We start from the raw sequence: 24,459 nt of genomic DNA, 5'->3' as shown, positions 1-24,459 counted from the left end.
CTTTTTGCATGAACGGCCCGGTTTGAAGCCGGGCAGAGGTCCTGGTTAGAACGTGTGGCGAATGCCCAGGGCGATGTTGGTGGAGCCGACGCCGGCTGCCGAGGTCACGCCGCCGAGGAAGCCGTTGCCGCCTGGGGCAACCTGGCCCTGGCCTTTGTTGTTGAAACGGGTCAACACGGCATTCAGGTTGGTGCGCTTGGACAGTGCGTAGGTGTAAGTGAAACCGTAGGAGTCGGTATCGGCATTCACCGTGCGCTTGTCATCCAGGCGGTTGAAAGCCACAACCCAGGTGTGTGGGCCGGTGGTGAGGCGGTAGCCGATGTGCATCAGGCGTGCATCCTGGCGGAAAGCCGCGTTGTAGGCGTTCTGGAATGCCGCGCCGATAACCGCGCTGCCCGTGGAGGTCGTGACCGAAGATGCAATCGTGGAGATGCCGCTTGGGTTGTCGTCCTTGATGGTGGCGTACTCGCCGTACAGGGTGCCGGGACCGATGTCGACTGTGGCGCCGATGAGGTCATTGGTCAGGGATTTTTGGCCCAACTCATTGTTCTTGCCGTTATGGCCGTAGCCCACGGAGAAACCGTCGCCCTTGTAAGTGGCCATGCCACCCCAGAACCTGCTTGCGGAATTGCTGCCGGCGACTTCGCCTGCGCCGTACATCAGCAAGGCGGTGAGGCCGCCGGTCTGGATCGCGTACTGCAGCGTGTTGCTCAGGCGGATGTCGAATGCGGCGGGCAGGCTGGCGACCTGGCCGGCAGCCAGACTGGACTGGGTCTGCGATGCATCAAACTGTGCAGCCACCAGGTAGCCGGGCGTGTATTGGCGACCGACCGTAAAGGCGCCGAAGGGGGTCACCAGGCCGACATAAGCCTGGCGGTCAAACAGGTTGTTGGCCAGGTTCACGCCGAATCCGCCGGTGGCGAGCGTGGTGTTCACGCCGGTAATCAACGCGTCGCGGGTTGCGACGGGGATGGGAACACCCGTCAAACTGGCCGCCACCGAGGTGGAGACGCGGTCAGGCATTTGAGTGCCGGAGTTTGGGCGGTTCTGGACGGAACCGGTGTCGAGTTCCAGGCGGTTTTCAAGGGTGAAGATGGCCTTGTAGCCGCCGCCGATGTCTTCCGAGCCGCGGAGGCCGAAACGTGAACCTTCCATGATGCCGCTGGCGATGGTGCTTACGGAGCCTTGGCGCAGGCCGCTAACGTGGTTGTAGCCCGCATCAAGAATGCCGTAGACGGTCACGGTGCTTTGCGCCATGGCGGCCGAGGTGGACAGAAGTCCCATGATCGCAGTTGCAACGAGGGTCAGTTTTTTCATGGAGTCTCCAGGAGTTGTATTTAAAAAGCGGTGAAATGGCGGAAGTTTTGACGCCCGTCTTACCCTGCGGGCTGTCTTTGTGAAGGCAAGATTAATGGTGATGCCCTGAGCCGTAAAGAGTGCCATTACGGGGGGTATCACTTTCGCGACAGGGGAAAACCCGATGTTTTTGCCGCCGGTGCAAAGTCCGAAAAAACAGCGGGCGCGCCCCTCATTTCCCGTCCTTTCCCTCTGGCGCGGCGGCTCTAGCGCCTTGGCGCGGGCAGGCGGGAAGCCCCTGCGGGTGATGCGTGAGCCTGTCTTAGGGCTGGGCCTCTATTTTGCACAGCGCGTGGTAAGTGAGCCACATTCCGGCTTCCCATCCTGCCAACTTCATCAGCAAAATCATTGCCGCGTTGTCGATTCAATTGACATGGCGCAACGAAGCACACGGAATTCGGCACGTTTCACCAAAACGATGCATCCGGCGGAAAAAGCGCCATTTTGGTGTGTTTGCGCCGCATCAAAAGGCATACGTGGCCGAAGTGATGCTCCCGTAGCAGGCGCAAGGCCTGATGTGTCGCGAGGCACCAACAATCGGGCGTGAAAGTTGCTAATGGAGCGACAAGGGCTTTGTGTGATTTGTGACAGATCGATTTAAATCGACCTGGGGTAGTCAGAAAAGCCCTTTAAATGTTCGCAATCATGTGTTTATGTGTTTTCCACCTTTTTGGAGATTTTTAATGATGAAGAAAAGCCTAGTTGCACTGGCAGTGCTGGCCGTTTCCGGCGTGGCATCTGCGCAGTCCACCGTGACCATCTACGGCCTCGTGGACGCATGGGTCGGTACCGTCAAGGACAACAACCTCAGCCGCACCGGCGTGAACGTTCCACACCCTTTTTCCGGTAGCGGCGGCGGCCTGCAGACCAGCCGTTTCGGCCTGAAGGGCTCTGAAGACCTCGGCGGCGGCCTGAAAGCCAACTTCCTGCTGGAAGCCGGCTTTGACCCCAGCACCGGCGCGGCCAACAACTACACCAACCCCTACACCGGCGCGACCTCCACCGCGATCTTCGGTCGTCAGTCGTGGGTTGGCTTGTCCGGCGGCTTCGGTGAACTGAAGCTCGGCAAGATGTGGACCCCGTACGACATGGTCAAGGGTTCTGGCGCTGCCGGCTTCGACTCGCTGCTGTTCGCGCCTTCCACCAGCGTCTGGGCCAGCAACAACTACTCCGACCGTCCCGGCAACTCGATTTACTACGAGACCCCCAACTTCGGCGGCTTCTCCGCTGCCGGTATGTACAGCTTCGGTGAGAACAAGACGGCCGCTGTCGGCGCCGGCAAAATCATCAGCATGAACGTCGCTTACGCGAACGGCCCTATCGGCGCTTCCCTGGCTTACCAGAGCGAGAAAGCCACTTCCGCCGCTACCGCCGTCAAGTACACGCAGTTGAACGGTTCCTATGACTTCGGCGTCGTCAAGCTGCTGGGCGCTTACGGCAACGTGAAGAACGGCACCACCCCAATCACCGGCGTGGCGGCAGACAAGACGAAGGAATACCAGATCGGCCTGGATTTCCCTGTCACCAGCGCCCTGACGCTGTCCGGCGGCTATGCACGCTCCAAGAGCACCTTGCTGGCCGGGGCTCCCGACCTGAAGCGCACCGGCTATGGCGTGGCTGCCCTGTATGCCTTGTCCAAGCGTTCGAACCTGTACGCTGGCATTCAGACCGGCAAGGAAACCGGCGGCGCGACTGAGCGCAAGACCAGCACCTACGGCGTCGGCATTCGCCACACGTTCTGATCCGGTTTTGGCCTGAGTTCCAGCCCCGCCTTTGCGCGGGGTTGCGTGGAAAGCCGCTTCCCGGAAGCGGCTTTTTTCATTGGCCGGGCGAATATCAGCCAAAACCGGGTTTTTACGAGCCGGAATCGCGGGTTGGGGCGGGCGTTGTTTCTTTTCCACTCTCCGCCCTTTGTTTGTGGTTTGAGCACAACGGGTTGACTGTTTTTTCGGGCATTCCTTTGCGAATTGGAGGCCAGTCTGGTGCAATAGAGCCAACTTCCCGAAAGGGGGTTGGCCCGGGTCTCTGGTGGAGCCATGAAGACGCAAGTCCGAATTGGTCCCCGTGCCGGAGCCCTATGTTTAACCTTGGAGAAACTCTCAATGAAAAAGACCCTTATCGCTTTGGCCGCACTCGGCGCGATGGCTGGTGCAGCACAAGCTCAGTCGACCGTGACCATCTATGGTCTGCTCGACGCAAACATCGGTAGCTACAAGACCAACCAGGTCAGCGGCGCCGCAATCTCCGGCCTGAGCCAGGCCAAAATCGACTCCGGCGGCCTGAACGGTTCGCGTTGGGGCATTCGCTTCAGCGAAGACGTCGGCGGCGGCATGGCTGTCATCGGTAACCTCGAAAGCGGTTTCAACATCGACGCTGGTTCCTCCGCTCAAGGTGGCCTGCTGTTCGGTCGTCGTGCCAACGTTGGTATCTCCAGCGGCTTCGGTACCGTGACCATCGGTCGTAACTCCAGCTCCTACGATGACGTGTCTGCTGACCACGCCATGATGGGCGCTACCCTGTTCGATCCTTCCAACACCAACAACGGCTTCAGCACCGCTCAAGCTGCTGCTATCGGTACCCTGGCTGGCAACGCTGTTCTGCTGAACCACAACGGCACCGGCTCTGGCGCTCACGTGACCTGGGTTGGTTTCAACACCCGCTTCAACAACAGCGTCAAGTACGTTTCGCCTAACTTCGGCGGCTTCACCGGCTCGTTCATGTACGCCTTCGGCGAAGACAAGACTGCAGCTGTCAGCGCAAGCAACACGGTTTCTGCCAACCTGAAGTACGCAAACGGCCCTCTGGTTGTTTCCGGCGGCTACCAGTCCGAAGGTGCAGCTCGCACCGCCACGACCAAGCCTGCTCTGACCAACACGCTGCTGAACGTTTCTTATGACTTCGGCGTTGCCAAGGTCGGCTTCGGTGCCAACCGCGCCAAGTTCAAGGACGTCATCACCACCTTCGGTGCAAATGGCGTTGCAACTGCTGCCCACGAACTGGCAGCACAAAAAGAGTACAGCCTGAGCGTTGCAGTGCCTCTGGGCGCAACGACCCTGAGCGCTGGCTATGCACGCTCCAAGGGTGACGATCTGGGTTCCAGCACTGGCTGGGGCGTCCAGGCTCTGTACTCTTTGAGCAAGCGTACCACCCTGTACACGGGTGCCGTCAGCACGAAGAACTACTCGAACGTGGCTAGCAACACGATGGCGATCGCTCCTACCAGCAGCATCACCCGTACCACCACGTACGCAGCTGGCATTCGCCACACGTTCTAATTTGAAGCTGGCTTAACGCCAGTTTCTTATGAGAATCTAAAAGCCGCCCCGGGGAAACCCGAGGCGGCTTTTTTTATGCAAAAAATCTTGTAGACAACTGAAACCTTTCCGCACGCGCCGCGTTGAGTTATTGGCTTCCTTGTTTCCCGCATGCGCGCGAAGGCGTTAAGCCCGGCCTGTTGATGCGAATGCTCGCTATCTTCTTCATGCACACATTGCCCCATCATTTTTCTTTGACAGCGTTGCGTACATTCGTCGCCGCCACCTGCCTGTCGCTGCTGGCAGCCTGTGCGGGGATAGAAACAAGCGCGCCCGCAACCGGCCAGGACGTGCAATGGACATCGGCTTCGCCTGCAAGTTCGAGCGCAAGCTCTTCGTCGATCCCAGATACCGTCAAATGGCAACACTGCGCATTTCCGGGCAAAAAATCCACACGCTATCGCGCCGTGCGGTTGGACGGGCGCGATGCGGTTCTGGGCGAATCGGACAGCGCCGCCAGCATGTTGCGGCAGTATCTCCGCGTTGAACCTTCGGAGCTGGGCAAATTGAGTTTTTCCTGGAAAGTACCCAGGATGATCGCCGGCGCCGACATGACGCAGCGCGACGGCGACGATTCACCCGTGCGCGTGGTGCTGGCTTTTGAAGGCGACCGCTCGAAGTTTTCCGCCAAAAACGCCATGCTGTCGGAGTTGGCATTGGCGTTGACGGGTGAGCCTATGCCCTATGCGACCCTCATGTATGTGTGGGGCAACCACAGCGCACCCGAAAGCGTGCTGATCAATACCCGTACCGATCGCATTCGCAAGGTGGTGATTGAATCCGGGCCCGCGCGGCTGGACCGCTGGCTTGACTATGAGCGCGACATTCGTGCCGACTATGAAAAAGCTTTCGGCGAAGCGCCGGGCGCGCTGGTCGGCATCGCCATCATGACCGACAGCGACAACACCCGGCAAAAAACCAGTGCCTGGTATGGTCCCGTCAGCCTCGTGAACAAGCCCCTGCTTCCCGCAGCGGTCCCCGCCATGAGCGCCGCATCGGCCAGGCTTTCGCAAAGCCCTGTGTTTGCTCCGCCATCCCTTCAAGACTAATATTTAAATTGTGCTGAACTCGGGACCACTCTGACATGCGCGCTCCGGCCACCCTTCCAAGCCTTACAGCTGCCTCCTCCCTCCCATCTGCTGTGATTGACAGCGCAGACAGTGCAGACGGCTCCGACCGACCACCCCAATTGCGCGCCAGCGGCCGTGCCTTCGCGCAGATCGTGCAGTACCACCCTGAACTGACAGCTTTCCGTCGTGACCTGCATGCCCACCCCGAGCTCGGTTTTGAAGAGGTCTACACTTCCAGCCGCGTTGTGCATGCGCTCAAATTGTGCGGCGTCGATGAGGTGCATACCGGCATCGGCAAAACCGGTGTGGTGGCCGTCATCAAGGGACAGCAGACCGCCAAGGCAGGTGCAAGACCGATGGTGGGCCTGCGCGCCGACATGGATGCGCTACCCATGACCGAGCACAATGAGTTCGGCTGGAAGTCTTCCAAGACCGGCTTGATGCACGGTTGCGGACACGACGGCCATACCACCATGTTGGTGGGGGCGGCTCGCTACCTGGCCGAGACACGCAACTTCGCCGGCGACGCCGTGCTGGTGTTCCAGCCGGCGGAAGAGGGCCGCGGCGGGGCCGACGCCATGATCAAGGATGGCCTGTTCGAGCGCTTCCCTGTGCAGGCGATCTACGCCATGCACAACTGGCCCGCAATGCGGCCTGGCACCATAGGCATCAACCCCGGCCCCATGATGGCTGCGGCCGACCGCATCACCATTGAGGTGACCGGCAAGGGTGGCCACGGCGCGCATGCCTACCTGACAGTGGATCCAGTGCTGGTGGCCGCTCACATCATCACCGCGGTGCAAGGCATTGTGTCGCGCAACGTCAAGGCCATGGACAACGCCGTGATCAGCATCTGCGCCGTCCAGGCGGGCGACCTGGGCGCCATGAGCGTGGTGCCCGAAACGGCCTTGCTGGTGGGTACCGTACGCACCTTCAAGCCCGAGGTGCAGGACCTGGTTGAGCGCCGCCTCAAGGAGTTGTGCGCGGCCGTGGCCCAGGGCTTCGGCGCCACCGCCACCGTGAAGTACGAACGCATCTACCCGGCCACCATCAATTCACCGGCCGAATACGCGCTGGCCACCGCTGTGGCGGACCAGCTCGTCGGCGCGGAAAACGTGGTGAGCAACCTCGAACCCAGCATGGGGTCGGAGGATTTTTCCTTCATGCTGCGCGTCAAGCCGGGCGCTTACCTGCGCCTCGGCCAGGGCGAACAACTGCCCGACGGCAAGGGCGGCACCACGGGCGGAGTGGGCAGCCGCTTTCTGCACAACAGCTGCTACGACTTCAACGACAGCGTGCTGCCACTGGGCTCGGCCCTGTTCGCGGGCATTGTGGAGCGCTCGCTGCCGATGGCCTGAGGTCCGGCGCGCCGCGCCATCAGCTGTTCTCAGGCGTAGCGCTTGTTGCGCAAATTGTTTTTCATTTCCTTGAGCACCGGCTGCAGCTTGCTGCCTATGCGCAGTGCCACGCAGGTCGCCAGGATGTCGATGATCATCAGGTGCATGAGGCGCGACACCATGGGGCTGTAGCGGTCATAACCTTCGGGATGGTCGGCCGCCAGGTGGATGTTGCCGGCTGCGGCCAGCGGTGAACCAGTGACGGTAATGACGATGGTGGTGGCGCCGTTTTTGCGCGCGATGTCGCAAGCGTCCATCAGGTCGCGCGTGCGGCCCGAATTCGAAATCACCACCACGCAGTCGCCCGGGCCCAGCAGCGAGGCGCTCATGACCTGCATGTGGCCGTCGCTGTAGGCAATGCTGGTGATACCCAGGCGAAAGAACTTGTGCTGCGCATCCTGCGCCACGATGCCTGAGTTGCCCACGCCGAAAAACTCGATGCGCCGGCCGGTGTTGTAGGTCGCCAGCAGCGCGTCGGCGGCCCTTTCCACGGCCACAGAACTTGCGTCATTGCGGTATTTCAAAAACGCCGCCACGGTGTTGTCTATCACTTTGACCATCACGTCGGCGGTCTTATCGTCGGCGTCCACGCTGCGGTGGATGAAGGGTACGCCCTCACTCACACTGCCCGCCAGCTTGAGCTTGAAGTCCGACAGGCCGTCGTAACCCATGCTGCGGCAAAAGCGCACCACGGTGGGTTTGCTCACATGCGAGCGGCTGGCCAGCTCGGTGATGGGCAGGTTGGCAAAGGCCCGAGGGTCGCTCAGCACCAGGCGGCCCACGCGTTGCTCGGCGGGGGCGAGTGAAGGTAACGAAGCTTTAATTCGATCAAGCACAGAGCATGTCTCCAACGAGGCCTGGCATCTCTACCAGCCAGAAGGGGCCGCGGAACCGGCTTTGCCGGGCCGCAGGCGCAGCGGCCCCCTCGGGGGGCAGCGAACCACACGCAGTGGGGAGCGTGGGGGCTAACATTCTTCCGACCAACAGTAGCCGTCGCGGGCGATCATCGCGCTTGAGGCACTCGGCCCCCAGCTACCGGCGGCGTAGGGCCGCGGTGCGCCGGAATCGTTGCTCCAGCTGTCAAGGATGGGCTCCACCCAGCGCCAGGCCTCTTCCTGTTCGTCGCTGCGCACAAACAGGTTGAGCCGCCCGTCGATCACGTCCAGCAACAGCCGCTCATAGGCGCCCACGCGTTCGGAGCCGAAGCGCTTGTCGAAATCCAGGTCCAGCTGCACCGGCGCCAGCGAAGGGGTCCCGCGGCTGTGGCCGTTGCTGGAGCGCTGGTCGGCGCCCTGGGCCAGCAGATGCAGCTCCAGCCCGTCCTTGGGCTGGAGATTGATGACCAGCCGGTTGGCTACGTTGGAGCCTGCCGTGGAACTCTTGAAAATCGCGTGCGGCGCCGGCCGGAAGTTGACTTCGATATGCGCATCGCGGCCGGCCAGGCGCTTGCCGGTGCGTATGTAAAACGGAACACCGGCCCAGCGCCAGTTGGCGATTTCGGTGCGCAGCGCGACAAAGGTTTCGGTCCGGCTGTCCGGAGGCACACCTTTTTCGTCGCGGTAGCCGGGCACGGCCTCGCCGTCGATGTTGCCGGCCGCGTACTGGCCGCGCACCACGTGCTGGCTCAGCGTTTCAGGCGTCCAGGCCTTGAGCGAGCGCAGCACCTTGAGCTTTTCGTCGCGGATGGCGTCGGCATGCGAATTGATCGGCGGCTCCATGCCGATGGCGCACAGCAGCTGCAGCGCATGGTTCTGCACCATGTCGCGCAGCGCGCCTGTGCTGTCGTAAAAGGCGCCGCGCTTTTCTACGCCCAGGTCCTCGGCGATCGTGATCTGGATGTTGGCAATGGTTTCGCGGCGCCACAGCGGCTCGAACAGCGAATTGCCGAAGCGCAGCGCGAACAGGTTCTGCACCGAAGGCTTGCCCAGGTAATGGTCAATGCGAAAGATCTGCTGCTCGCTGAGCACGCTGCGTACCGTCTTGTTGATGGCGCGGTTGGAGGCCAGGTCATGGCCCAGTGGTTTTTCCAGCACCACGCGGGTTTGCGGGCCGTTCAGGCCGGCAGCGGCGATCTGCTCGCAGACCGTGGTGAACAGGCTGGGCGCCGTAGCCACATACATGACCACCACATCGGCGGGGCGTTGCTGCAGCTTGGCGGCCAGCGCGGCGTAATCGGCCGGGTTGGACAGGTCCATGCGCAGATAAGCCAGCATTGCGGCAAAGCGCGAGAACTCTTCTTCACTGGGGCGTTTGGCGAGCTCGACGTTGTCGAACCGCGATTTGATCAGCGCGCGGTACTGGTCATCGGACAGGTCGTCACGCGCCACCCCCACGATGCGTCCGCCTTCCGGCAAGGAGCCGTGGCGAAAGGCCTGGAACAGCGCCGGCATGATCTTGCGCCACACCAGGTCGCCGGTGCCGCCGAAGAGGATAAGGTCAAAACTCATGGTAAAAAAGTGTCTTGGTAATTAAGTTTCATATTCTATTGGCATAATGGTAACTCGACCCTGAACCCGCGCGATCCACGCCGCCAGGCGCATCGCGGATGTTTCATCCAGGCCACTTTGCGTTTTTCCCAGCATCCCCGCCATGACCAAACTTGACGCCCTCAAACAGTTCACCACCGTCGTTGCCGACACCGGCGACTTCAAGCAACTGGGGCAGTTCAAGCCGCAGGACGCAACCACCAACCCCTCGCTGATCCTCAAGGCCGTGCAAAAGGCCGACTACCAGCCCCTGCTCAAGGACACCGTGGCGCGCTTCAAGGGGCGCGCCCTCGACGAAGTCATGGACCGCCTGCTCGTGCGCTTCGGCTGCGAAATCCTGTCCATCATCCCCGGCCGCGTTTCCACCGAGGTCGACGCCCGCCTCAGCTTTGACGCCAATGCCACCTACACACGTGGCGAGCGCATCGTCGAGCTTTACCAGGCCGAAGGCATTCACATAGACCGTGTGCTGATCAAGGTCGCCGCCACCTGGGAAGGCATACAGGCGGCGGAAAAATTGGAGCAGCGCGGCATCCACACCAACCTCACACTGCTGTTTTCCTTCGCACAGGCCGTGGCCTGCGGCCAGGCCAAGGTGCAGCTGATTTCGCCCTTTGTCGGGCGCATTTACGACTGGTACAAAAAATCCGCGGGCGCGGCCTGGGACGAAGCCGCGATGGCCGGCGCCAACGACCCGGGCGTCAAATCCGTGCGCGAGATTTACAACCACTACAAACACTTCGGCATCGCCACCGAGGTCATGGGCGCGAGCTTTCGCAATGTGGGCCAGATCACCGCGCTGGCCGGTTGCGACCTGCTGACCATCAGCCCCGAGTTGCTCGGGCAGCTCGCGGCCTCCGATGCGCCGCTGTCGCGCGCTCTTGATGCCAAGGCCGCCGCCGCGCTGGACCTGCCCGCCGTCAACTATGACGAGGCTGGTTTCCGTTATGCGCTCAACGAAGACGCCATGGCCACCGAGAAGCTCGCCGAGGGCATACGCGCATTCGCGGCCGATGCCGTGAAGCTCGAGCAACTGATGCTGGCGGCCTGAGCATGGCCGTGCAGTCCAGACCCCGCTGCGACCGTGCGCCCGCCTGGTCGGCGCTGCAGGCCCGCTTTGACGCCCATGGGAAGTCCTTCGACCTGCGCCAGGCTTTCGCGGCCGATGGGGAGCGCTTTGCGCATTTCAGCCAGCAGGCCCCGCACGTCTTTGCCGACCTCTCCAAAAACCTGATCGATGGCGGTAGCGAAGCGCTGCTTCTGGAACTGGCCGCGCAATGCCGGCTTGAGCAGCACCGCGATGCCATGTTTGCCGGCGAACTGATCAACGGCACCGAGCAACGCGCCGTGATGCATTTTTTGTTGCGGAACCCGGCAGCCGCAGGCATGAGCGGCGATCTCGCGCGGGTGCATGAGACGCTGGACGCCATGCTGGCCTACGCCGAGCAATTGCGCGCCGATCCCGCCATCACCGACGTCGTCAACATCGGCATAGGCGGCTCCGACCTCGGCCCGCAGATGGCGGTATTGGCGCTGGCCGAATTCGCCATACCCGGCAAGCGCTTTCACTTTGTCTCCAATGTCGACGGCGGTGAATTGGCAGGCGTGCTGCAGGGCCTGAAGCCGCAAAGCACGCTGTTCCTGGTCGCGTCCAAGACCTTCACCACCACCGAGACCATGACCAACGCGCATTCGGCCAGGCGCTGGTTTGAGTCGCAGGGCGGTAGGGACGTCGCGCGGCACTTCGCGGCGCTCACGACCCATGTCGCGGCGGCGAATGCTTTCGGCATCAAAACCACTTTTGGCTTTTGGGACTGGGTGGGTGGGCGATATTCGCTGTGGTCCGCCATAGGCTTGCCGATTGCCATCGCCATAGGCGCGGCGGGTTTCCGCGAACTGCTGGCCGGGGCGCATGCCATGGACGAGCATTTCCGCACGGCCCCGCTGGCGCGCAACCTGCCGGCGCGGCTGGGTTTGCTCGACGTCTGGTACCGCAATTTTTACGGCTTCAGCAGCCGCAGCATCGCGCCCTACAGCAGCGCCTTGCGACGCCTGCCGGCCTATTTGCAGCAGCTTGAAATGGAAAGCAACGGCAAGCGAGTCGACGCAGAGGGCCAAGCGCTGCCTTTCGCCACGTCACCCGTTCTGTGGGGCGAGCCCGGCACCAACGGCCAGCATGCCTACTTCCAGATGCTGCACCAGGGCAGTTCGGTGGTTCCCGTCGAATTTGTGGCCGTCAAGCAGGCCGGCCACAGCCTGCCGGGCCACCATGCCACGCTGCTGGCCAATGTGCTGGCGCAAGCGCAGGCGCTCATGCAAGGCAAGGAAGACAACGGCGGCCACAAGCATTTCCCCGGCAATCGGCCCAGCACTTTTTTGCTGCTGGAGCGGCTCACGCCCGCCAGCCTTGGCGCCCTGGTTGCGTTGCAGGAACACCGCGTGTTTGTCAGTGGCGCGATCTGGGGCATCAACAGCTTCGACCAGTGGGGGGTCGAGCTCGGGAAAGTCCTGGCCAAAGACATTGAGCCCCGCCTGCGAAGCGGGGATGTCTCCGGGCTTGACGGCTCAACGGCCGGCCTGCTGCGCAAAATTACCGGTTAATTTGCGCAAAGCCGTGCGTTTTTTCCATTGCGGGACCGTGCGCATGCGTGGTCAACTTGCCGCTTCACCGATTTTTTGACGACTTTGCATCATGGTTGCACCCGCTCTTCCTTCCCGTGTTTTTTCCCGTTTTTTAGTGCTCGCCGCCGCGCTCCTCGCACTTGCTCTGGCCACCGGCTGCGCAACGCGCCCAACGGCGGATGAAGATTCGGATACCGAAGAGCCAGCCAGCCAGGGCGGCACCGTAGGCCTGGCGGAAGGGGTGACCGGCACGGCCTGGGCCCAGATGTCGGCGCCGCCTAAAGCGGGAGAGCTCAAGCCGGACGACCTGAAGTGGGAGATATTCCGGGTGCCCGGCAAGCAGCCGGCCAGCTATAGCTACGTGCGCCACGACGGCCGTGACGCGGTGCTCGCCAAGGTCGATTCCTCCGGCAGCATCCTGCGCCACCGCCACCGTATTGAACCCGAGCAACTCGGCCTCGTGCGCTTTTCCTGGAACGTGCCGAACGCGGGGGCGGGCGCCAACCTGAAGCTGCCGCAGCTTGAGGATGTACCGGTGCGGGTGGTGCTCGCCTTCGAAGGAGACCGCTCACGGCTGTCGATGAAAAACTCTTTGCTGTCGGAGTTGAGCCGCTTGCTGACCGGCGAAGAGATGCCGTTCGCAACGCTGGTTTACTCGTGGTCGCGAGTCAGCCAGCCCGGCGAAGTCCTCGTCAATGAACGCACAGATCGCATACGCAAAATCGTCGTTGACTCAGGCGACCATGGCTACAACGAGTGGCTCAGCTACGAGCGTGATATCCGGGCCGACTACCGCCGGGCCTTTGGGGAAGACCCGGGCGCCTTGCTGAGCTTCGCGGTTTTCACCGAAGGCGAAAAAAATGAAGGTCAGCTGCAGGCCTTCTACGGGCCGCTCACGCTGGTGCCGGCCACGGCCGTCGCACGCAAATAGCGCCGCGGCCGGCCCGCGCCTTGACGCCGGTCCGGCCTTGGATTGACAGAGAATCCAGCATGCGCATTGCACTCACGGGCGAGGCCCTGATCGATTTCACCGCCAGCGAAGCCGGTACGCTGGCGTTCCTGGGACACGAGGGGGGCTCGCCGCTCAACACGGCCGTCGCCTGTGCGCGCCTTGGCGAGCCCACCGGTTTCCTCACGCAGCTGTCGACCGACTTGTTCGGCGAACGCCTGATGCGATTTTTGGAGCGAAACGGTGTAGACACCCGTTTCATCTTGCGCAGCGACGCGCCGTCAACCCTGGCCTTCGTCGAGCGCAGCCCCAGTACCAACCGCTATGCCTTCTACACGCAGGGCAGCGCCGACGCCACCTGGGCGCCCGCGCCCTTGCCGCAGTTGCCGGCGGAATGCCGCTTTCTTCACTTTGGCTCCATCTCACTCTTGCAGGAACCTGCCGCCACGCGCATCACCGCCCTGATGGCGGCCAACGCCGGGCGCCGCGTGATCGTTTTCGATCCCAACGTGCGGTCCAGCCTGATTCCCGATATGGCGGCCTACCGCGCGCGCGCCATGGCCTGGGTCGCGATGGCGGACCTGGTCAAGCTCAGTGACGAGGACGCGGAGCTGCTGGCGCCTGGCCGGCCTGCCGGTGCCTTGGCCGCGGATTGCCTGCAAGCCGGTGCGATTGCGGTGATCGTCACGCGGGGTGCCGGCGGCGCCACGCTCTGGCGAGCGGGGCACGAGGCGCTTGCCGTGCCGGCGCCCCGTGTCGAGGTGGTCGACACCATTGGCGCGGGCGACACTTTTACGGCCGGACTCTCGGTCTCGTTGTTGGCGCAGGGTGTTGAGCACCCTGCCCAGCTCGCCGAACTGGGCGACAGCGCATGGCGCGAAGTCATGCGCTTCGCCGTCATGGCCGCCGCGCTTAATTGCACTCGCGAAGGTGCTGATCCGCCGACGCTGCACGCCGTTCGCGCCGCTCTCGCGCGGGGGGACGAGTAGTGCCCCACTTCCCAGCTGCGGTTTAACAGAGTCTCACGCCCTTGACGAGGAGCGTGCATCCCATGCGCGCCTTGCCTTGGGTTGTAGTTGCGGAATCAGAACTTGTACCCCAGCTGCAAGGTGAAGCAGTTCGGATCCAGCACCACATCAATCGTCTGGCCCGTGCTCAGGGTGCCGCGGGTTTTCAGCAGGGTCTTGGTGTAGCTGCCTTCCACAAACCATTTGTCATTGAGGTTGTAGACGGCGCCCAGCTGGAAAGACGGGGCCAGCTTGGACTTGAAGGACACGCCGGTGGGCGGGCCGCCGGGGTTGGTCAGCGCGGTCAGCAGCGCGCTTCCCTGCTCCTTGTAAAAGCGCACATACGACAGGCCTGCGCCCAGGTAGGGCCGAAACCGGGCGTCGGCCTCGAAGAAGCGGTACTGGCCTATCAGCGTGATGGGCAGGGCCTTGGTTTCGGCCACCTTGCCGAAGCCCGCCAGCACACCGTCGCCGGTGACGTCATGCCGGAAACCAAGCCCCAGCGGCAGGTGCAGGTTGAGATGGTCGGTCGCCATGTAGTTCACCGCGCCCGTCACCCGCGTATCGTTGCTGACCCCCACACGCACATTCGGTATGTTGCCGCTGAGCGTACCGCTGTCCACAGAAGGCTTGATCCGGGTGACGCCGGCCGACAGGGACCAGGTGCCTGCCTGCTGCGCAAAAACGGGGAGGGTAGACGAGGCCATGATGGCCGCGGCGATCAGGTGGTGTCTGGAAAGCGTCATGGGGCGAGTCCGGTGATGTGGCTGGGTGACTGTTTTAAGCTGTTGGAGGTTCATCCAGGGGATCGATGTCAATGGTCATGGTAGCCGCAAGCGCCGGTGCGCGCAGGCCTGCATAGGGGTTTTGTCCGGGCGATGAAGCGCAGACGCAACGGGTTTTATCGATTGAAAACGTTCTTCGTACAAGGTTTGTACGGATGCGCGCAATGCGCTTTTGGCCGGCCAAACCGGCCGCCGTGCCGGTCCCTCGGGGCGCCGCGGTAGTCCTGCACGGCGTCGCCGCCCCGGCAATGCTGCTGCCGGGAATCGCGGTGGGTGCGCGCCGCCTGCATGACATCGACAAGACCGGCTGCTGCTGATCGGTCTGCTGCTGTAGTGCTATGAAGAAAACGTCGGGGGGCGCCTACCCAGCCGGCGAGCAATAGAAAAAACAAGCATAAAAAAAGGGCCGCTGATGCGGCCCTTTTTCATGGAGCAGGTGCTCAGGCAGGCATTACATGCCCATGTCGCCCATGCCGCCCATGCCACCCATGCCGCCAGGCATGCCGCCGCCGGCAGCTGCGTCGTCCTTTGGAGACTCGGCCACCATGGCTTCGGTCGTCAGCATCAGCGATGCCACGGAAGCGGCGTTCTGCAGCGCGGTGCGGGTGACCTTGGTGGGATCCAGGATACCCATTTCGATCATGTCGCCGTAGGTGTCGTTGGCCGCATTGAAGCCGTAGTTGCCCTTGCCGCCGAGAACCGCGTTGACCACCACAGAGGCTTCGCCGCCTGCGTTGTAAACGATTTCGCGCAGGGGGGCTTCAATGGCGCGCAGCACCAGCTTGATACCGGCTTCCTGGTCGGCGTTGTCGCCCTTGATGACGCCGGCAGCCTGCTTGGCACGCAGCAAAGCCACGCCGCCGCCGGCCACAATGCCTTCTTCCACGGCTGCGCGGGTGGCGTGCAGCGCGTCTTCCACGCGGGCCTTCTTTTCCTTCATTTCGACTTCGGTGGCAGCGCCGACCTTGATCACGGCAACACCGCCGGCCAGCTTGGCCACGCGCTCTTGCAGCTTTTCACGGTCGTAGTCGCTGGTCGCTTCTTCGATCTGGACACGCACTTGCTTGACGCGTGCTTCGATGTCGGCAGCGGCGCCGGCGCCGTCGATGATGATGGTGTTTTCCTTGCCCACTTCGATGCGCTTGGCCTGGCCGAGGTCGGCCAGCGTCACTTTTTCGAGCGACATGCCGACTTCTTCAGCGATGACCTTGCCGCCGGTCAGGACGGCGATGTCTTCCAGCATGGCCTTGCGGCGGTCGCCGAAGCCGGGGGCCTTCACAGCCACAACCTTCAGGATGCCGCGCAGGGTGTTGACCACCAGCGTAGCCAGGGCTTCGCCCTCGACTTCTTCGGCGATGATCAGCAGCGGACGGCCGGCCTTGGCGACTTGCTCCAGGGTGGGCAGCAGGTCACGGATGTTGCTGATCTTCTTGTCGTAGAGCAGAACGAAGGGGTTGTCCAGCAGTGCGGACTGCTTTTCAGGGTTGTTGATGAAGTAGGGGGAGAGGTAGCCGCGGTCGAACTGCATGCCTTCGACGACGTCAAGTTCGTTCTGCAGGGACTTGCCGTCTTCCACGGTGATCACGCCTTCCTTGCCGACCTTGTCCATTGCGTCAGCAATGATCTTGCCGATGGATTCGTCGGAGTTGGCGGAAATCGAGCCGACCTGGGCGATTTCTTTGGAGGTGGTGGTGGGCTTGGAGGCCTTCTTGAGCTCTTCAGTCAGGGCCAGCACGGCCTTGTCGATACCGCGCTTCAGATCCATGGGGTTCATGCCGGCGGCAACGTACTTCATGCCTTCGCGGACGATGGCCTGGGCCAGAACGGTGGCGGTGGTGGTGCCGTCGCCGGCGTTGTCGGAGGTCTTGGAAGCGACTTCCTTGACCATCTGCGCGCCCATGTTCTGCAGCTTGTCCTTCAGTTCGATTTCCTTGGCGACGGACACACCGTCCTTGGTCACCGTGGGGGCGCCGAAGGAGCGTTCCAGAACCACGTTACGGCCTTTGGGGCCCAGGGTTACCTTGACGGCGTTGGCCAGGATGTTCACACCCTCGACCATACGTGCGCGGGCTTCGCCGCCGAAAATGACGTCTTTTGCTGCCATGTTTAATTCTCCAGATTCAGTTAATTAAGGGTTTGGTGCGGCGGAGATTTATTTCTCGACCACTGCAAACAAATCTTCTTCTTTCATGACGAGCAGTTCGTCGCCATCGACCTTGACGGTCTGGCCGCTGTATTTGCCGAACAGCACGCGGTCGCCCACTTTCACGCCCACGGGGCTCAGTTCGCCCTTGTCGTTCTTCTTGCCTGGGCCAACGGCCAGCACTTCGCCTTGATCAGGCTTTTCAGCGGCGCTGTCGGGGATGACGATGCCGGAAGCGGTTTTGGTTTCGTTTTCCACGCGTTTGACGATCACGCGGTCGTGCAAAGGACGAAGTTTCATGAGAGCTCCTTGTTTGAGAACACTGGGTTTTGGGAATCAAAAAACACACACGTAAAAGTGAGTGCTTGTTAACTTTGGTGGATTGATAAGGCTTTGTTAGCACTCAATACCATCGAGTGCTAATCATAGGGGCAATTGGGCCGGTTTTCAAGGCGCCGGGGCCGAAAGCTCAGGTTTTGGTACTTTTCGCGTCGCGTCATGGGCCAAGGCTCAGTCGGCCATTCGACGCCCGGACCCTTCCCCGCGTGAATAGTGGCTCAAACGACGGCTGACAACGGGATGGCGTCTGGTCCTACGCACAACACCGCTGCCGAAAACCCGCGATTCAGGGGTCCTCTGGCTACTATTTATTCGGGTGTTACAAGCCGCTTCGTTCTTTAACGGGGTGTTGCGGATTGTGCGTGTCAGGCCGGCAGGCTTTCACAACCGCATTAAGAGTTCGTAATCATGACGCTTCAAAAACCGTCCGACAAGATTTTTCTATCAACCGGCATCCCCGGCCTGGACAACATCCTGGGAGGGGGCCTTATCAAGGACCGCATCTACCTGATCGAAGGCGAGCCGGGCACCGGCAAGACCACCACCGGCCTGCAGTTCCTGGTGGACGGCGCCAAGCGCGGCGAGTCCGTTGTCTACATCACGCTGGCCGAAACCGCCGCGGAGCTCGCCGGCGTAGCCGAATCCCACGGCTGGGCGCTGGACGGCATCCATATCCACGAAGTGCTGCCTTCCGAGAACCTGCTGATGCCGGAGGCCGAATACACCATGTTCCACCCGTCGGAGGTGGAAATGGGCACGACCACGCAGATGATCCTGTCGGTGATCGAAAAACAGAAGCCGACCCGCGTGGTCATCGATTCCCTGTCCGAGTTGCAGCTGCTGGCCGACACCCCCTTGCGCTACCGCCGCCAGGTGCTGGCGCTCAAGCAGTTTTTTGCCAGCCGCTCCTGCACGGTGATGCTGCTGGACGACCGCACGGCCGCCGGCATAGACCTTCAGGTGCGCAGCATCGCCCACGGCGTGATCACGCTGGACCAGTCGGTGAAAGACTACGGCGCCGAGCGCCGCCGCGTGCGCGTGGTGAAGTACCGCGGCATCGCCTTTCGCGGCGGCCTGCACGACTACGACATCCAGTACGGGGGCCTGTGCGTGTACCCGCGCCTGGTGGCGGCAGAGTCGCGCGTGATGGGAAAACGCGTGCAACTGAATAGCGGCCTGCCCGAGCTCGACACACTGCTGGGCGGCGGCCTGGAGGAGGGCACCAGCACCCTGATCGCCGGCCCCCCTGGCACCGGCAAGTCCTCGCTGGCGGCACAGTTCGTCACGGCGGCCGCCAAGCGTGGGCAGAGCAGCGCCATGTTCCTGTTCGAGGAAGCCGCCAACAACTTGCTGAACCGCGCGGACGGCCTGGGCATGGACATTCGCCAACCCTACGAGAGCGGCATGCTGACGATTCAGCAGATCGATCCCGCCGAGTTGTCGCCTGGCGAATTTTCCACGGTGGTGTGCCAGGCCGCCGACCGCGGCTGCAAGATCGTCGTCATCGACAGCATCAACGGCTACCTTAACGCCATGCCGGACGAGCGCTTCCTGACCACGCATTTGCACGAGTTGCTGACCTATCTGGGCCAGCGCGGTGTCGTGACCATCCTGGTGGGCGTGCAGCAGGGCATGCTGGGCGGCCAGATGTCTACCACGGTGGACGCCAGCTACCTGGCGGACAACGTGCTGATGCTGCGTTACTTCGAGCACGACGGCGAGGTCAAGCAGGCCGTCTCGGTATTTAAAAAGCGAGGCAGCCTGCACGAGCGCACCATCCGCGAGTTTTCCATGTCCCGCGGCGGCATCCACGTGGGCGCGCCGCTGCGCGGTTTCCGCGGCATCCTCACGGGGGTGCCCGTCTACACCGGCAGTGATCCTGAACTGGGCGCCTCCCGCGCAGCGAAGTAGTGGAGCGGCGTATCGTCATTTGCGCGCCCACCGGGCGGGATGCGGCGCTGACCGCCAGAGTGCTGCAGTCCGTGGGCATCCACAGCATCGTTTGCCCGACCAGTGAGGAACTCATGCGGCAACTGCCGCTGGGTGCCGGCGCCCTGCTGCTGGTCGAGGAGGTCGTCAGCGGCGCGGCCATGCGGCCGCTGGCGGATTATGTGGCCTCGCAGCCCACCTGGTCGGACATTCCCATCCTGCTGCTGACCCGCAGCGGTGCCGATTCGCTGGACGTGCAGCGGGCCGTGGAGCACCTGGGCAACGTGACGCTGGTGGAGCGGCCGGTGCGCACCATCGCGCTGATCACGGCCACGCGCTCGGCCGTGCGCGCTCGTGAAAGGCAGTACCAGGTGCGCGACGCCGACAAGCGCAAGGACGAGTTCCTCGCCACGCTGGCGCATGAACTGCGCAACCCGCTCGCGCCGATCCGCACCTCCATGGGCATCCTCAAGCACCTGCACCCGGATTCGGGCCAGGTGACGCAACTGCGCAATGTGGTGGACCGCCAGGTCGCTCACCTGACGCGGCTGGTGGACGACCTGCTGGACGTGGCCCGCATCACCAGCGGCAAGGTGATGCTCAAAAAAGGGCGGATCACGCTGCAGTCGGTGATCAACCACGCGGTGGAGATTTCCGGCTCCGCCATGGAGAGCAAGCGGCACAGGCTGGAGGTGCTGGAGCCGGATGGCGTCCATGTCCTGGACGCCGACCATGCGCGCCTCGTGCAAAGCGTGGCCAACCTGCTGGTCAATGCCGCCAAATTCACGCCCGCTGGCGGGCATATCGTGCTGCGTGCGGACGTCGCGGGGCCGGTGGTGACTTTCCGCGTGAAGGACAACGGCGTAGGGCTGGAAGCGGCCTCGCTCGGGAGAATCTTCGACCTGTTCGCCCAGACGCCCGTACCCGGCGAAGCGCCCACTGGCCTGGGCATAGGCCTGAGCCTGGCCAGGCAGTTCGCCGAGATGCACGGCGGAACTCTGCGGGCGACCAGTGAAGGCCTGGGCCGCGGCAGCGAGTTCGTACTGGCATTGCCGGTGGTGCTGGAGGGCGAGCAGCCTGAGCCGCCCCCGCAAGCCGAGGTCGCCGCCCCACCCGCCGGCACCAAAAAAATCCTCGTGGTGGACGACAACGTGGACGCGGCCAACACACTGGAGGCCTTGCTCGGCATGGACGGGTTCACCGTCACCACGGCCTACGACGGCGTCGCCGCCGTGGCCGCCGCCGGGGCCGACCGGCCGGACGTGGTGGTCATGGACATCGGCATGCCCGGCATGAACGGCTACGACGCGGCGCGTCTGATACGCCAGCAGCCGGGGAATGAAAAAGTCATTCTCATCGCCGTCACCGGATGGGGCCAGTCGACCGACAAAACCCGCGCCAGCCTGGCGGGGTTTGACCACCACCTGGTCAAGCCGGTCGATTACGACAGGCTGATGTCCTGCCTTTCGGGCTGAGATGCCAGGATGGGTGCTGGGGGCCGATTCGAGCTTGTCCTACACGGAATTCCTCTCCCGCTGACGGCTTGTCACCCATGCCGGCCCCTAAAGTCGAAGTTCATCCACTCCGAGCCCCAACGGGCTAGCAAGATGTTTCTAGACAGTTTTCCACGCGAGGAAGCGCAGGATAGCCGCGCCATGCGCCCGGCACGTGAGCCGGTGATTGAACCGGTCCGCTCCCGCCATCCCTGGCCGTTTCCGGTGTCCGGCAAGCATTTCGGCCTGCCCAAGCCGCCCTCGGGGCCGCAAGCAGGCGCAGCCGGGCCCGGCGCGGCCGGCAGCAGTTTTGTCACTTGATGGATTTACGCGGGTTCCGTCGATCCGTGAGCAAAGAAGGAGAGGGAGATGAACGCAAAAACCAGTGCGCAGCCGCCAAGTCGCCATGGCGGCGGCCCGAAAAAGCCCGTGGGCAAGCCCGGCAAAAACCTCTCCGATGAATTCGGCAGGGAGGGCACGAACAAGACCATTGCCGAACCCAAAGCCGACAACGAGCCCTCCGAAGAACTGGGTAATACCCGGCATATCGGCAAGACGCCTTACACGCGCGGCTGAGGCGAGGTTTCATTCACACCGCCCGCCACATGGGCCGCCGCACTCCGCCGCACCACCAGCGGCAGAGTAGCCGAGATAGTCGTGCCGTGGGTGGTGTTGATGTCCAGGTGGCCGCCCGAGGCCTCCACCCGATGGCGCATGCCCTGCAGGCCGTGGCTCGAAGCCCTCACGGTGCGTGGATCGAAACCCCGGCCGTCGTCGTGCACGGTGACGATGACGTAATCCTTGTAGCTCAGCAGCGTGATTTCCACGTTCTGCGCCTGCGCATACCGGGCGATATTGGTCAGGGCCTCCTGGACCAGCCTGTAGACGGTGAGCTGTATGGTGTCGTCCAGATCCGCCGGCTCAAGGTTGGTGACGATGCTCAAGCCCGAACGCTGCGCGAACTCACGCGTCAGGATCTCCAGGGCCGGCACCAGCCCGAAATTGGACAGGGAGGACGGACGCAGGTCTTCAATAATGCGCCGCTTCAGGGCGATGCCGCTGTTGAGCGTTTCAATCAGGTGCTCGATGCGGGCGGGGAGGTCGCCGTTGTCGCCTGACAGTTTGGCTTTGATGCGTGTGATGTCCAGCTTGGCTGCCGTCAGCAGCGCGCCGAGCTCGTCATGAAGCTCGCGCGCCAGATGTTCTCTTTCCTGTTCCCGGACCTGCTGCAGGTGGGTCGCCAGTTCGGTCAGGCGGCTGGTGCGCTCCCTGACCTGGACGTTGAGCCGGTCGCGCTCGGCCTGCAAGGCCGATTGCTGGCGCTGCCCGGCCTGCTCCAACGCGGCGGTCTGGCGCAAATACAGCCAGAAGGCCGCAAAAGCAATGGTCGCCACGAAGGTAATTCCCATGCGCGCCAGCAGCAGGGAGCGCCGCACTTCCGCGTAACCGCTGGCGGTGTCCTGGTTGGTTTCCTCGATGAGCTTGCCGGCGCTGTCGCGTATGACGTCCATTTGCTCCTTGCCCACCTCGGTGGTCAGCACAAAACGCCAGGCGTCGTCTTTACCCTCGTTTTTCATGCGGATGGACAAATCCATTTCGGCCAGCTTGCGCTGCACCGTCCGCCCCAGCAATGCCAGTGTGCCCGTCTGGTCCCCCCGCGAGGCGAGCAGCTCGCGCAACTGGTCCTGTGTCTGGCCGATGTCCGCGATGGCGGCTTTATAGGGCTCCAGGTACATGGTGTCGCCCGTCAACAGGTAGCCGCGCTGCCCGGTCTCCGCGTCGAGCACGTCACGCAGCAGCCGCTGGACATGGCTGCGTGTGAGATGGGCTTGCGCGAGCTCGTCCATCGCGGCCCGGGATTTGTCATACGACAGCTCGCTGATGCCGATCAGCGTGAGCACGGCGATCAAGGCGCAGGCGACGTTGACGGCCATTTTGTGGGGGGTGCTTCGCATGGGAGCTTTCCTGGAATTCCTGAAATGGCGCCACCGGCCGGGCGCAGGCCTCTATTGAGTCAAAGCATGAAAAAAGCCACCCGGAGGTGGCTCTATATTGCTGTCATTTTGCAGGCTGCGGCGTAGGACGCCGCGCCTTGCCGCCGTGCAGCGGCCTTGTCCGTCTTTTAGCTCCGGCGCGGGCTTTCAGCCCTTAACTTCGCTGCGCGAAGTTAGCCTGCGCTGAAAGTCAGACAAGCGCGCTTCGCGCGGGGGCCTTACAGGCCCGCAGCTGCGCGGAGCGCCGCTGCCTTGTCTGTCTTCTCCCACGTGAATTCTGGCTCGTCGCGGCCGAAGTGGCCGTAGGCTGCCGTCTTTTCGTAGATGGGGCGCAGCAGGTCCAGCATCTGGATGATGCCCTTGGGGCGCAGGTCGAAGTGTTCGTTGACCAGGGCCGAGAGCTTTTCGTCGGAGATCACGCCCGTGCCTTCGGTATAGATCGTCACATTCATGGGCTTGGCCACACCGATGGCGTACGCCACCTGGATCTGGCACTGGCGGGCCAGGCCGGCCGCCACGATGTTCTTGGCGACGTAGCGGGCGGCGTAGGCGGCCGAACGGTCCACCTTGCTGGGGTCCTTGCCGCTGAAAGCGCCGCCGCCGTGCGGGCAGGCGCCGCCGTAGGTGTCGACGATGATCTTGCGGCCGGTCAGGCCGCAGTCGCCTTGCGGGCCGCCGATGACGAAACGGCCGGTCGGGTTGATCAGGTAGCGGGTGTCTTTGGTCAGCATACCCTTGGGCAGCACCGGCTTGATGATTTCCTCGATGATGGCTTCGTTGAACGATGCCTTCATCTTGTTGGCGGTTTCGCTCTGGTCGGGGCTGTGCTGGGTGGACAGCACCACGGTGTCGATGCTGTGCGGCTTGCCGTCCACGTAGCGCATGGTGACCTGGCTTTTCGCGTCGGGTCGCAGGAAAGGCAGCCGGCCGTCCTTGCGCAGCTGGGCCTGGCGCTCGACGAGGCGGTGCGCGTAGTAAATCGGCGCGGGCATCAGGTCGGGCGTTTCGTCGCAGGCGTAGCCGAACATCAGGCCCTGGTCGCCGGCGCCGATGTTCAGGTGATCGTCGGATGCGTGGTCCACGCCCTGGGCGATGTCGTTGGACTGCTTGTCATAGCAGACCATGACGGCGCAGCCCTTGTAGTCGATGCCGTATTCGGTGTTGTCGTAGCCGATGCGCTTGATGGTGTCGCGCGCGACCTGGATGTAGTCGACGTGGGCGTTGGTGGTGATCTCACCGGCCAGCACGACCAGGCCGGTGTTGGTCAGGGTCTCGGCTGCGACGCGGCTGCGGGGGTCCTGCTTGAAGATGGCATCGAGAATCGCGTCGGAAATCTGGTCGGCGACCTTGTCGGGATGGCCTTCGGAGACGGATTCGGAAGTAAAGAGAAAATCGTTCGCCATTGCGTACACTCCATAAAGTTTGTCGGCGCGTTGCCGGCTGGGGTGCTTCGGCGAACGCTTTAGCAGTTTGGTTTAATGTCGCCCTGCAAGTTGTTCAGTAACTCGGCGACAGCGCCCATTATATGACGGCCTTTTTTTGGCCGGACCGGCCCTTCAATACCCCTTTTACTCC

Annotated in this window: 21 protein-coding genes; 13 read left to right on the top strand and 8 right to left on the bottom strand. The window is 62.8% G+C overall.

Annotation, left to right across the window (positions count from 1 at the left end):
- Positions 1-45 precede the first annotated feature (45 nt).
- A complete protein-coding gene (locus AC1DXS_RS07530; protein ID WP_477736898.1) occupies positions 46-1,317 on the bottom strand; it encodes a porin in 1,272 nt (423 codons plus the stop codon).
- A 722-nt stretch (positions 1,318-2,039) separates the two neighbouring features.
- Here AC1DXS_RS07530 and AC1DXS_RS07525 point away from each other — a divergent pair.
- From AC1DXS_RS07525 to AC1DXS_RS07510, 4 genes are all read left to right on the top strand, one after another.
- On the top strand, positions 2,040-3,098 hold the full coding sequence (locus AC1DXS_RS07525; RefSeq protein WP_477736897.1) for a porin: 1,059 nt from the start codon (positions 2,040-2,042) through the stop codon (positions 3,096-3,098).
- Positions 3,099-3,458: 360 nt separating this feature from the next.
- The gene (locus tag AC1DXS_RS07520) at positions 3,459-4,631 is read left to right on the top strand and encodes a porin (RefSeq protein ID WP_477736896.1); all 1,173 of its coding nucleotides are present in this window, start codon (positions 3,459-3,461) and stop codon (positions 4,629-4,631) included.
- 242 nt (positions 4,632-4,873) lie between these two features.
- Complete coding sequence (locus tag AC1DXS_RS07515) at positions 4,874-5,719, top strand: DUF3047 domain-containing protein (RefSeq protein ID WP_477736895.1); 846 nt, start codon at positions 4,874-4,876, stop codon at positions 5,717-5,719.
- 35 nt (positions 5,720-5,754) lie between these two features.
- Positions 5,755-7,098, top strand: coding sequence for a M20 aminoacylase family protein (locus AC1DXS_RS07510; RefSeq protein WP_477736894.1), 1,344 nt, complete (start codon positions 5,755-5,757; stop codon positions 7,096-7,098).
- Between the two features lie 29 nt (positions 7,099-7,127).
- On the opposite strand, the gene AC1DXS_RS07505 is transcribed toward AC1DXS_RS07510, so the two are convergent.
- Both AC1DXS_RS07505 and zwf read right to left on the bottom strand, forming a co-directional pair.
- Complete coding sequence (locus AC1DXS_RS07505) at positions 7,128-7,973, bottom strand: MurR/RpiR family transcriptional regulator (protein WP_477736893.1); 846 nt, start codon at positions 7,971-7,973, stop codon at positions 7,128-7,130.
- 129 nt (positions 7,974-8,102) lie between these two features.
- Positions 8,103-9,584 carry a glucose-6-phosphate dehydrogenase gene (gene zwf / locus AC1DXS_RS07500; RefSeq protein WP_477736892.1) on the bottom strand — a complete coding sequence of 494 codons (1,482 nt, stop codon included), beginning with the start codon at positions 9,582-9,584 and terminating at the stop codon, positions 8,103-8,105.
- A gap of 142 nt (positions 9,585-9,726) precedes the next feature.
- Here zwf and tal point away from each other — a divergent pair, with 142 nt between their 5' ends.
- The 4 genes from tal to AC1DXS_RS07480 all read left to right on the top strand — a co-directional run bounded on the left by tal (position 9,727) and on the right by AC1DXS_RS07480 (position 14,183).
- Entirely contained in the window at positions 9,727-10,674 is a 948-nt protein-coding gene (gene tal, locus AC1DXS_RS07495; RefSeq protein WP_477736891.1) for a transaldolase, read from the top strand.
- Positions 10,675-10,676: 2 nt separating this feature from the next.
- On the top strand, positions 10,677-12,224 hold the full coding sequence (gene pgi, locus AC1DXS_RS07490; RefSeq protein WP_477736890.1) for a glucose-6-phosphate isomerase: 1,548 nt from the start codon (positions 10,677-10,679) through the stop codon (positions 12,222-12,224).
- Positions 12,225-12,315: 91 nt separating this feature from the next.
- Complete coding sequence (locus AC1DXS_RS07485) at positions 12,316-13,176, top strand: DUF3047 domain-containing protein (RefSeq protein ID WP_477736889.1); 861 nt, start codon at positions 12,316-12,318, stop codon at positions 13,174-13,176.
- 59 nt (positions 13,177-13,235) lie between these two features.
- On the top strand, positions 13,236-14,183 hold the full coding sequence (locus AC1DXS_RS07480) for a carbohydrate kinase family protein (RefSeq protein ID WP_477736888.1): 948 nt from the start codon (positions 13,236-13,238) through the stop codon (positions 14,181-14,183).
- A gap of 95 nt (positions 14,184-14,278) precedes the next feature.
- On the opposite strand, the gene AC1DXS_RS07475 is transcribed toward AC1DXS_RS07480, so the two are convergent.
- Positions 14,279-14,947, bottom strand: a complete 669-nt coding sequence (locus tag AC1DXS_RS07475; protein WP_477736887.1) for an OmpW/AlkL family protein — start codon at positions 14,945-14,947, stop codon at positions 14,279-14,281.
- A gap of 203 nt (positions 14,948-15,150) precedes the next feature.
- Between AC1DXS_RS07475 and AC1DXS_RS07470 the strand changes: the two genes are divergently transcribed.
- Entirely contained in the window at positions 15,151-15,303 is a 153-nt protein-coding gene (locus AC1DXS_RS07470; RefSeq protein WP_477736886.1) for a DUF805 domain-containing protein, read from the top strand.
- A gap of 134 nt (positions 15,304-15,437) precedes the next feature.
- Here the strand turns inward: AC1DXS_RS07470 and groL are convergent, their stop codons facing one another.
- Together groL and AC1DXS_RS07460 are read right to left on the bottom strand one after the other, a co-directional pair.
- A complete protein-coding gene (gene groL / locus AC1DXS_RS07465; protein WP_477736885.1) occupies positions 15,438-17,090 on the bottom strand; it encodes a chaperonin GroEL in 1,653 nt (550 codons plus the stop codon).
- A gap of 48 nt (positions 17,091-17,138) precedes the next feature.
- Complete coding sequence (locus AC1DXS_RS07460; RefSeq protein WP_007872916.1) at positions 17,139-17,429, bottom strand: co-chaperone GroES; 291 nt, start codon at positions 17,427-17,429, stop codon at positions 17,139-17,141.
- Between the two features lie 447 nt (positions 17,430-17,876).
- Between AC1DXS_RS07460 and AC1DXS_RS07455 the strand changes: the two genes are divergently transcribed.
- The 4 genes from AC1DXS_RS07455 (at position 17,877) to AC1DXS_RS07440 (ending at position 21,466) form a co-directional block, all read left to right on the top strand.
- Positions 17,877-19,379: an ATPase domain-containing protein gene (locus AC1DXS_RS07455; RefSeq protein ID WP_477736884.1), complete on the top strand. Its 1,503-nt coding sequence runs from the start codon at positions 17,877-17,879 to the stop codon at positions 19,377-19,379.
- Positions 19,379-20,872, top strand: a complete 1,494-nt coding sequence (locus AC1DXS_RS07450; protein ID WP_477736883.1) for a hybrid sensor histidine kinase/response regulator — start codon at positions 19,379-19,381, stop codon at positions 20,870-20,872. Before AC1DXS_RS07455 ends, AC1DXS_RS07450 begins: the two co-directional genes overlap by 1 nt.
- Before the next feature lie 132 nt (positions 20,873-21,004).
- Positions 21,005-21,211 carry a hypothetical protein gene (locus AC1DXS_RS07445; protein WP_477736882.1) on the top strand — a complete coding sequence of 69 codons (207 nt, stop codon included), beginning with the start codon at positions 21,005-21,007 and terminating at the stop codon, positions 21,209-21,211.
- Positions 21,212-21,259: 48 nt separating this feature from the next.
- Complete coding sequence (locus AC1DXS_RS07440; RefSeq protein ID WP_477736881.1) at positions 21,260-21,466, top strand: hypothetical protein; 207 nt, start codon at positions 21,260-21,262, stop codon at positions 21,464-21,466.
- Here the strand turns inward: AC1DXS_RS07440 and AC1DXS_RS07435 are convergent.
- Positions 21,451-22,845 carry a CHASE3 domain-containing protein gene (locus AC1DXS_RS07435; protein ID WP_477736880.1) on the bottom strand — a complete coding sequence of 465 codons (1,395 nt, stop codon included), beginning with the start codon at positions 22,843-22,845 and terminating at the stop codon, positions 21,451-21,453. The two genes, AC1DXS_RS07440 and AC1DXS_RS07435, sit on opposite strands and share 16 nt — an antisense overlap.
- A 257-nt stretch (positions 22,846-23,102) precedes the next feature.
- Positions 23,103-24,287, bottom strand: a complete 1,185-nt coding sequence (gene metK, locus AC1DXS_RS07430) for a methionine adenosyltransferase (RefSeq protein WP_477736879.1) — start codon at positions 24,285-24,287, stop codon at positions 23,103-23,105.
- Between the last annotated feature and the right edge of the window lie 172 nt (positions 24,288-24,459).

The sequence above is a fragment of the Polaromonas sp. P3_B1 genome (assembly GCF_056402935.1).
This window is presented reverse-complemented; position numbering and strand designations above follow the sequence as displayed.

Excerpts from the sequence above, each read along its gene's own strand:
- AC1DXS_RS07530 (WP_477736898.1), bottom strand. The coding sequence starts at position 1,317 with ATGAAAAAACTGACCCTCGTTGCAACTGCGATCATGGGACTTCTGTCC.
- AC1DXS_RS07525 (WP_477736897.1), top strand. The coding sequence starts at position 2,040 with ATGATGAAGAAAAGCCTAGTTGCACTGGCAGTGCTGGCCGTTTCCGGC.
- AC1DXS_RS07520 (WP_477736896.1), top strand. The coding sequence starts at position 3,459 with ATGAAAAAGACCCTTATCGCTTTGGCCGCACTCGGCGCGATGGCTGGT.
- AC1DXS_RS07510 (WP_477736894.1), top strand. The coding sequence starts at position 5,755 with ATGCGCGCTCCGGCCACCCTTCCAAGCCTTACAGCTGCCTCCTCCCTC.
- zwf (WP_477736892.1), bottom strand. The coding sequence starts at position 9,584 with ATGAGTTTTGACCTTATCCTCTTCGGCGGCACCGGCGACCTGGTGTGG.
- tal (WP_477736891.1), top strand. The coding sequence starts at position 9,727 with ATGACCAAACTTGACGCCCTCAAACAGTTCACCACCGTCGTTGCCGAC.
- pgi (WP_477736890.1), top strand. The coding sequence starts at position 10,677 with ATGGCCGTGCAGTCCAGACCCCGCTGCGACCGTGCGCCCGCCTGGTCG.
- AC1DXS_RS07485 (WP_477736889.1), top strand. The coding sequence starts at position 12,316 with ATGGTTGCACCCGCTCTTCCTTCCCGTGTTTTTTCCCGTTTTTTAGTG.
- AC1DXS_RS07480 (WP_477736888.1), top strand. The coding sequence starts at position 13,236 with ATGCGCATTGCACTCACGGGCGAGGCCCTGATCGATTTCACCGCCAGC.
- AC1DXS_RS07475 (WP_477736887.1), bottom strand. The coding sequence starts at position 14,947 with ATGACGCTTTCCAGACACCACCTGATCGCCGCGGCCATCATGGCCTCG.
- AC1DXS_RS07470 (WP_477736886.1), top strand. The coding sequence starts at position 15,151 with ATGCGCTTTTGGCCGGCCAAACCGGCCGCCGTGCCGGTCCCTCGGGGC.
- groL (WP_477736885.1), bottom strand. The coding sequence starts at position 17,090 with ATGGCAGCAAAAGACGTCATTTTCGGCGGCGAAGCCCGCGCACGTATG.
- AC1DXS_RS07460 (WP_007872916.1), bottom strand. The coding sequence starts at position 17,429 with ATGAAACTTCGTCCTTTGCACGACCGCGTGATCGTCAAACGCGTGGAA.
- AC1DXS_RS07455 (WP_477736884.1), top strand. The coding sequence starts at position 17,877 with ATGACGCTTCAAAAACCGTCCGACAAGATTTTTCTATCAACCGGCATC.
- AC1DXS_RS07445 (WP_477736882.1), top strand. The coding sequence starts at position 21,005 with ATGTTTCTAGACAGTTTTCCACGCGAGGAAGCGCAGGATAGCCGCGCC.
- AC1DXS_RS07440 (WP_477736881.1), top strand. The coding sequence starts at position 21,260 with ATGAACGCAAAAACCAGTGCGCAGCCGCCAAGTCGCCATGGCGGCGGC.
- AC1DXS_RS07435 (WP_477736880.1), bottom strand. The coding sequence starts at position 22,845 with ATGCGAAGCACCCCCCACAAAATGGCCGTCAACGTCGCCTGCGCCTTG.
- metK (WP_477736879.1), bottom strand. The coding sequence starts at position 24,287 with ATGGCGAACGATTTTCTCTTTACTTCCGAATCCGTCTCCGAAGGCCAT.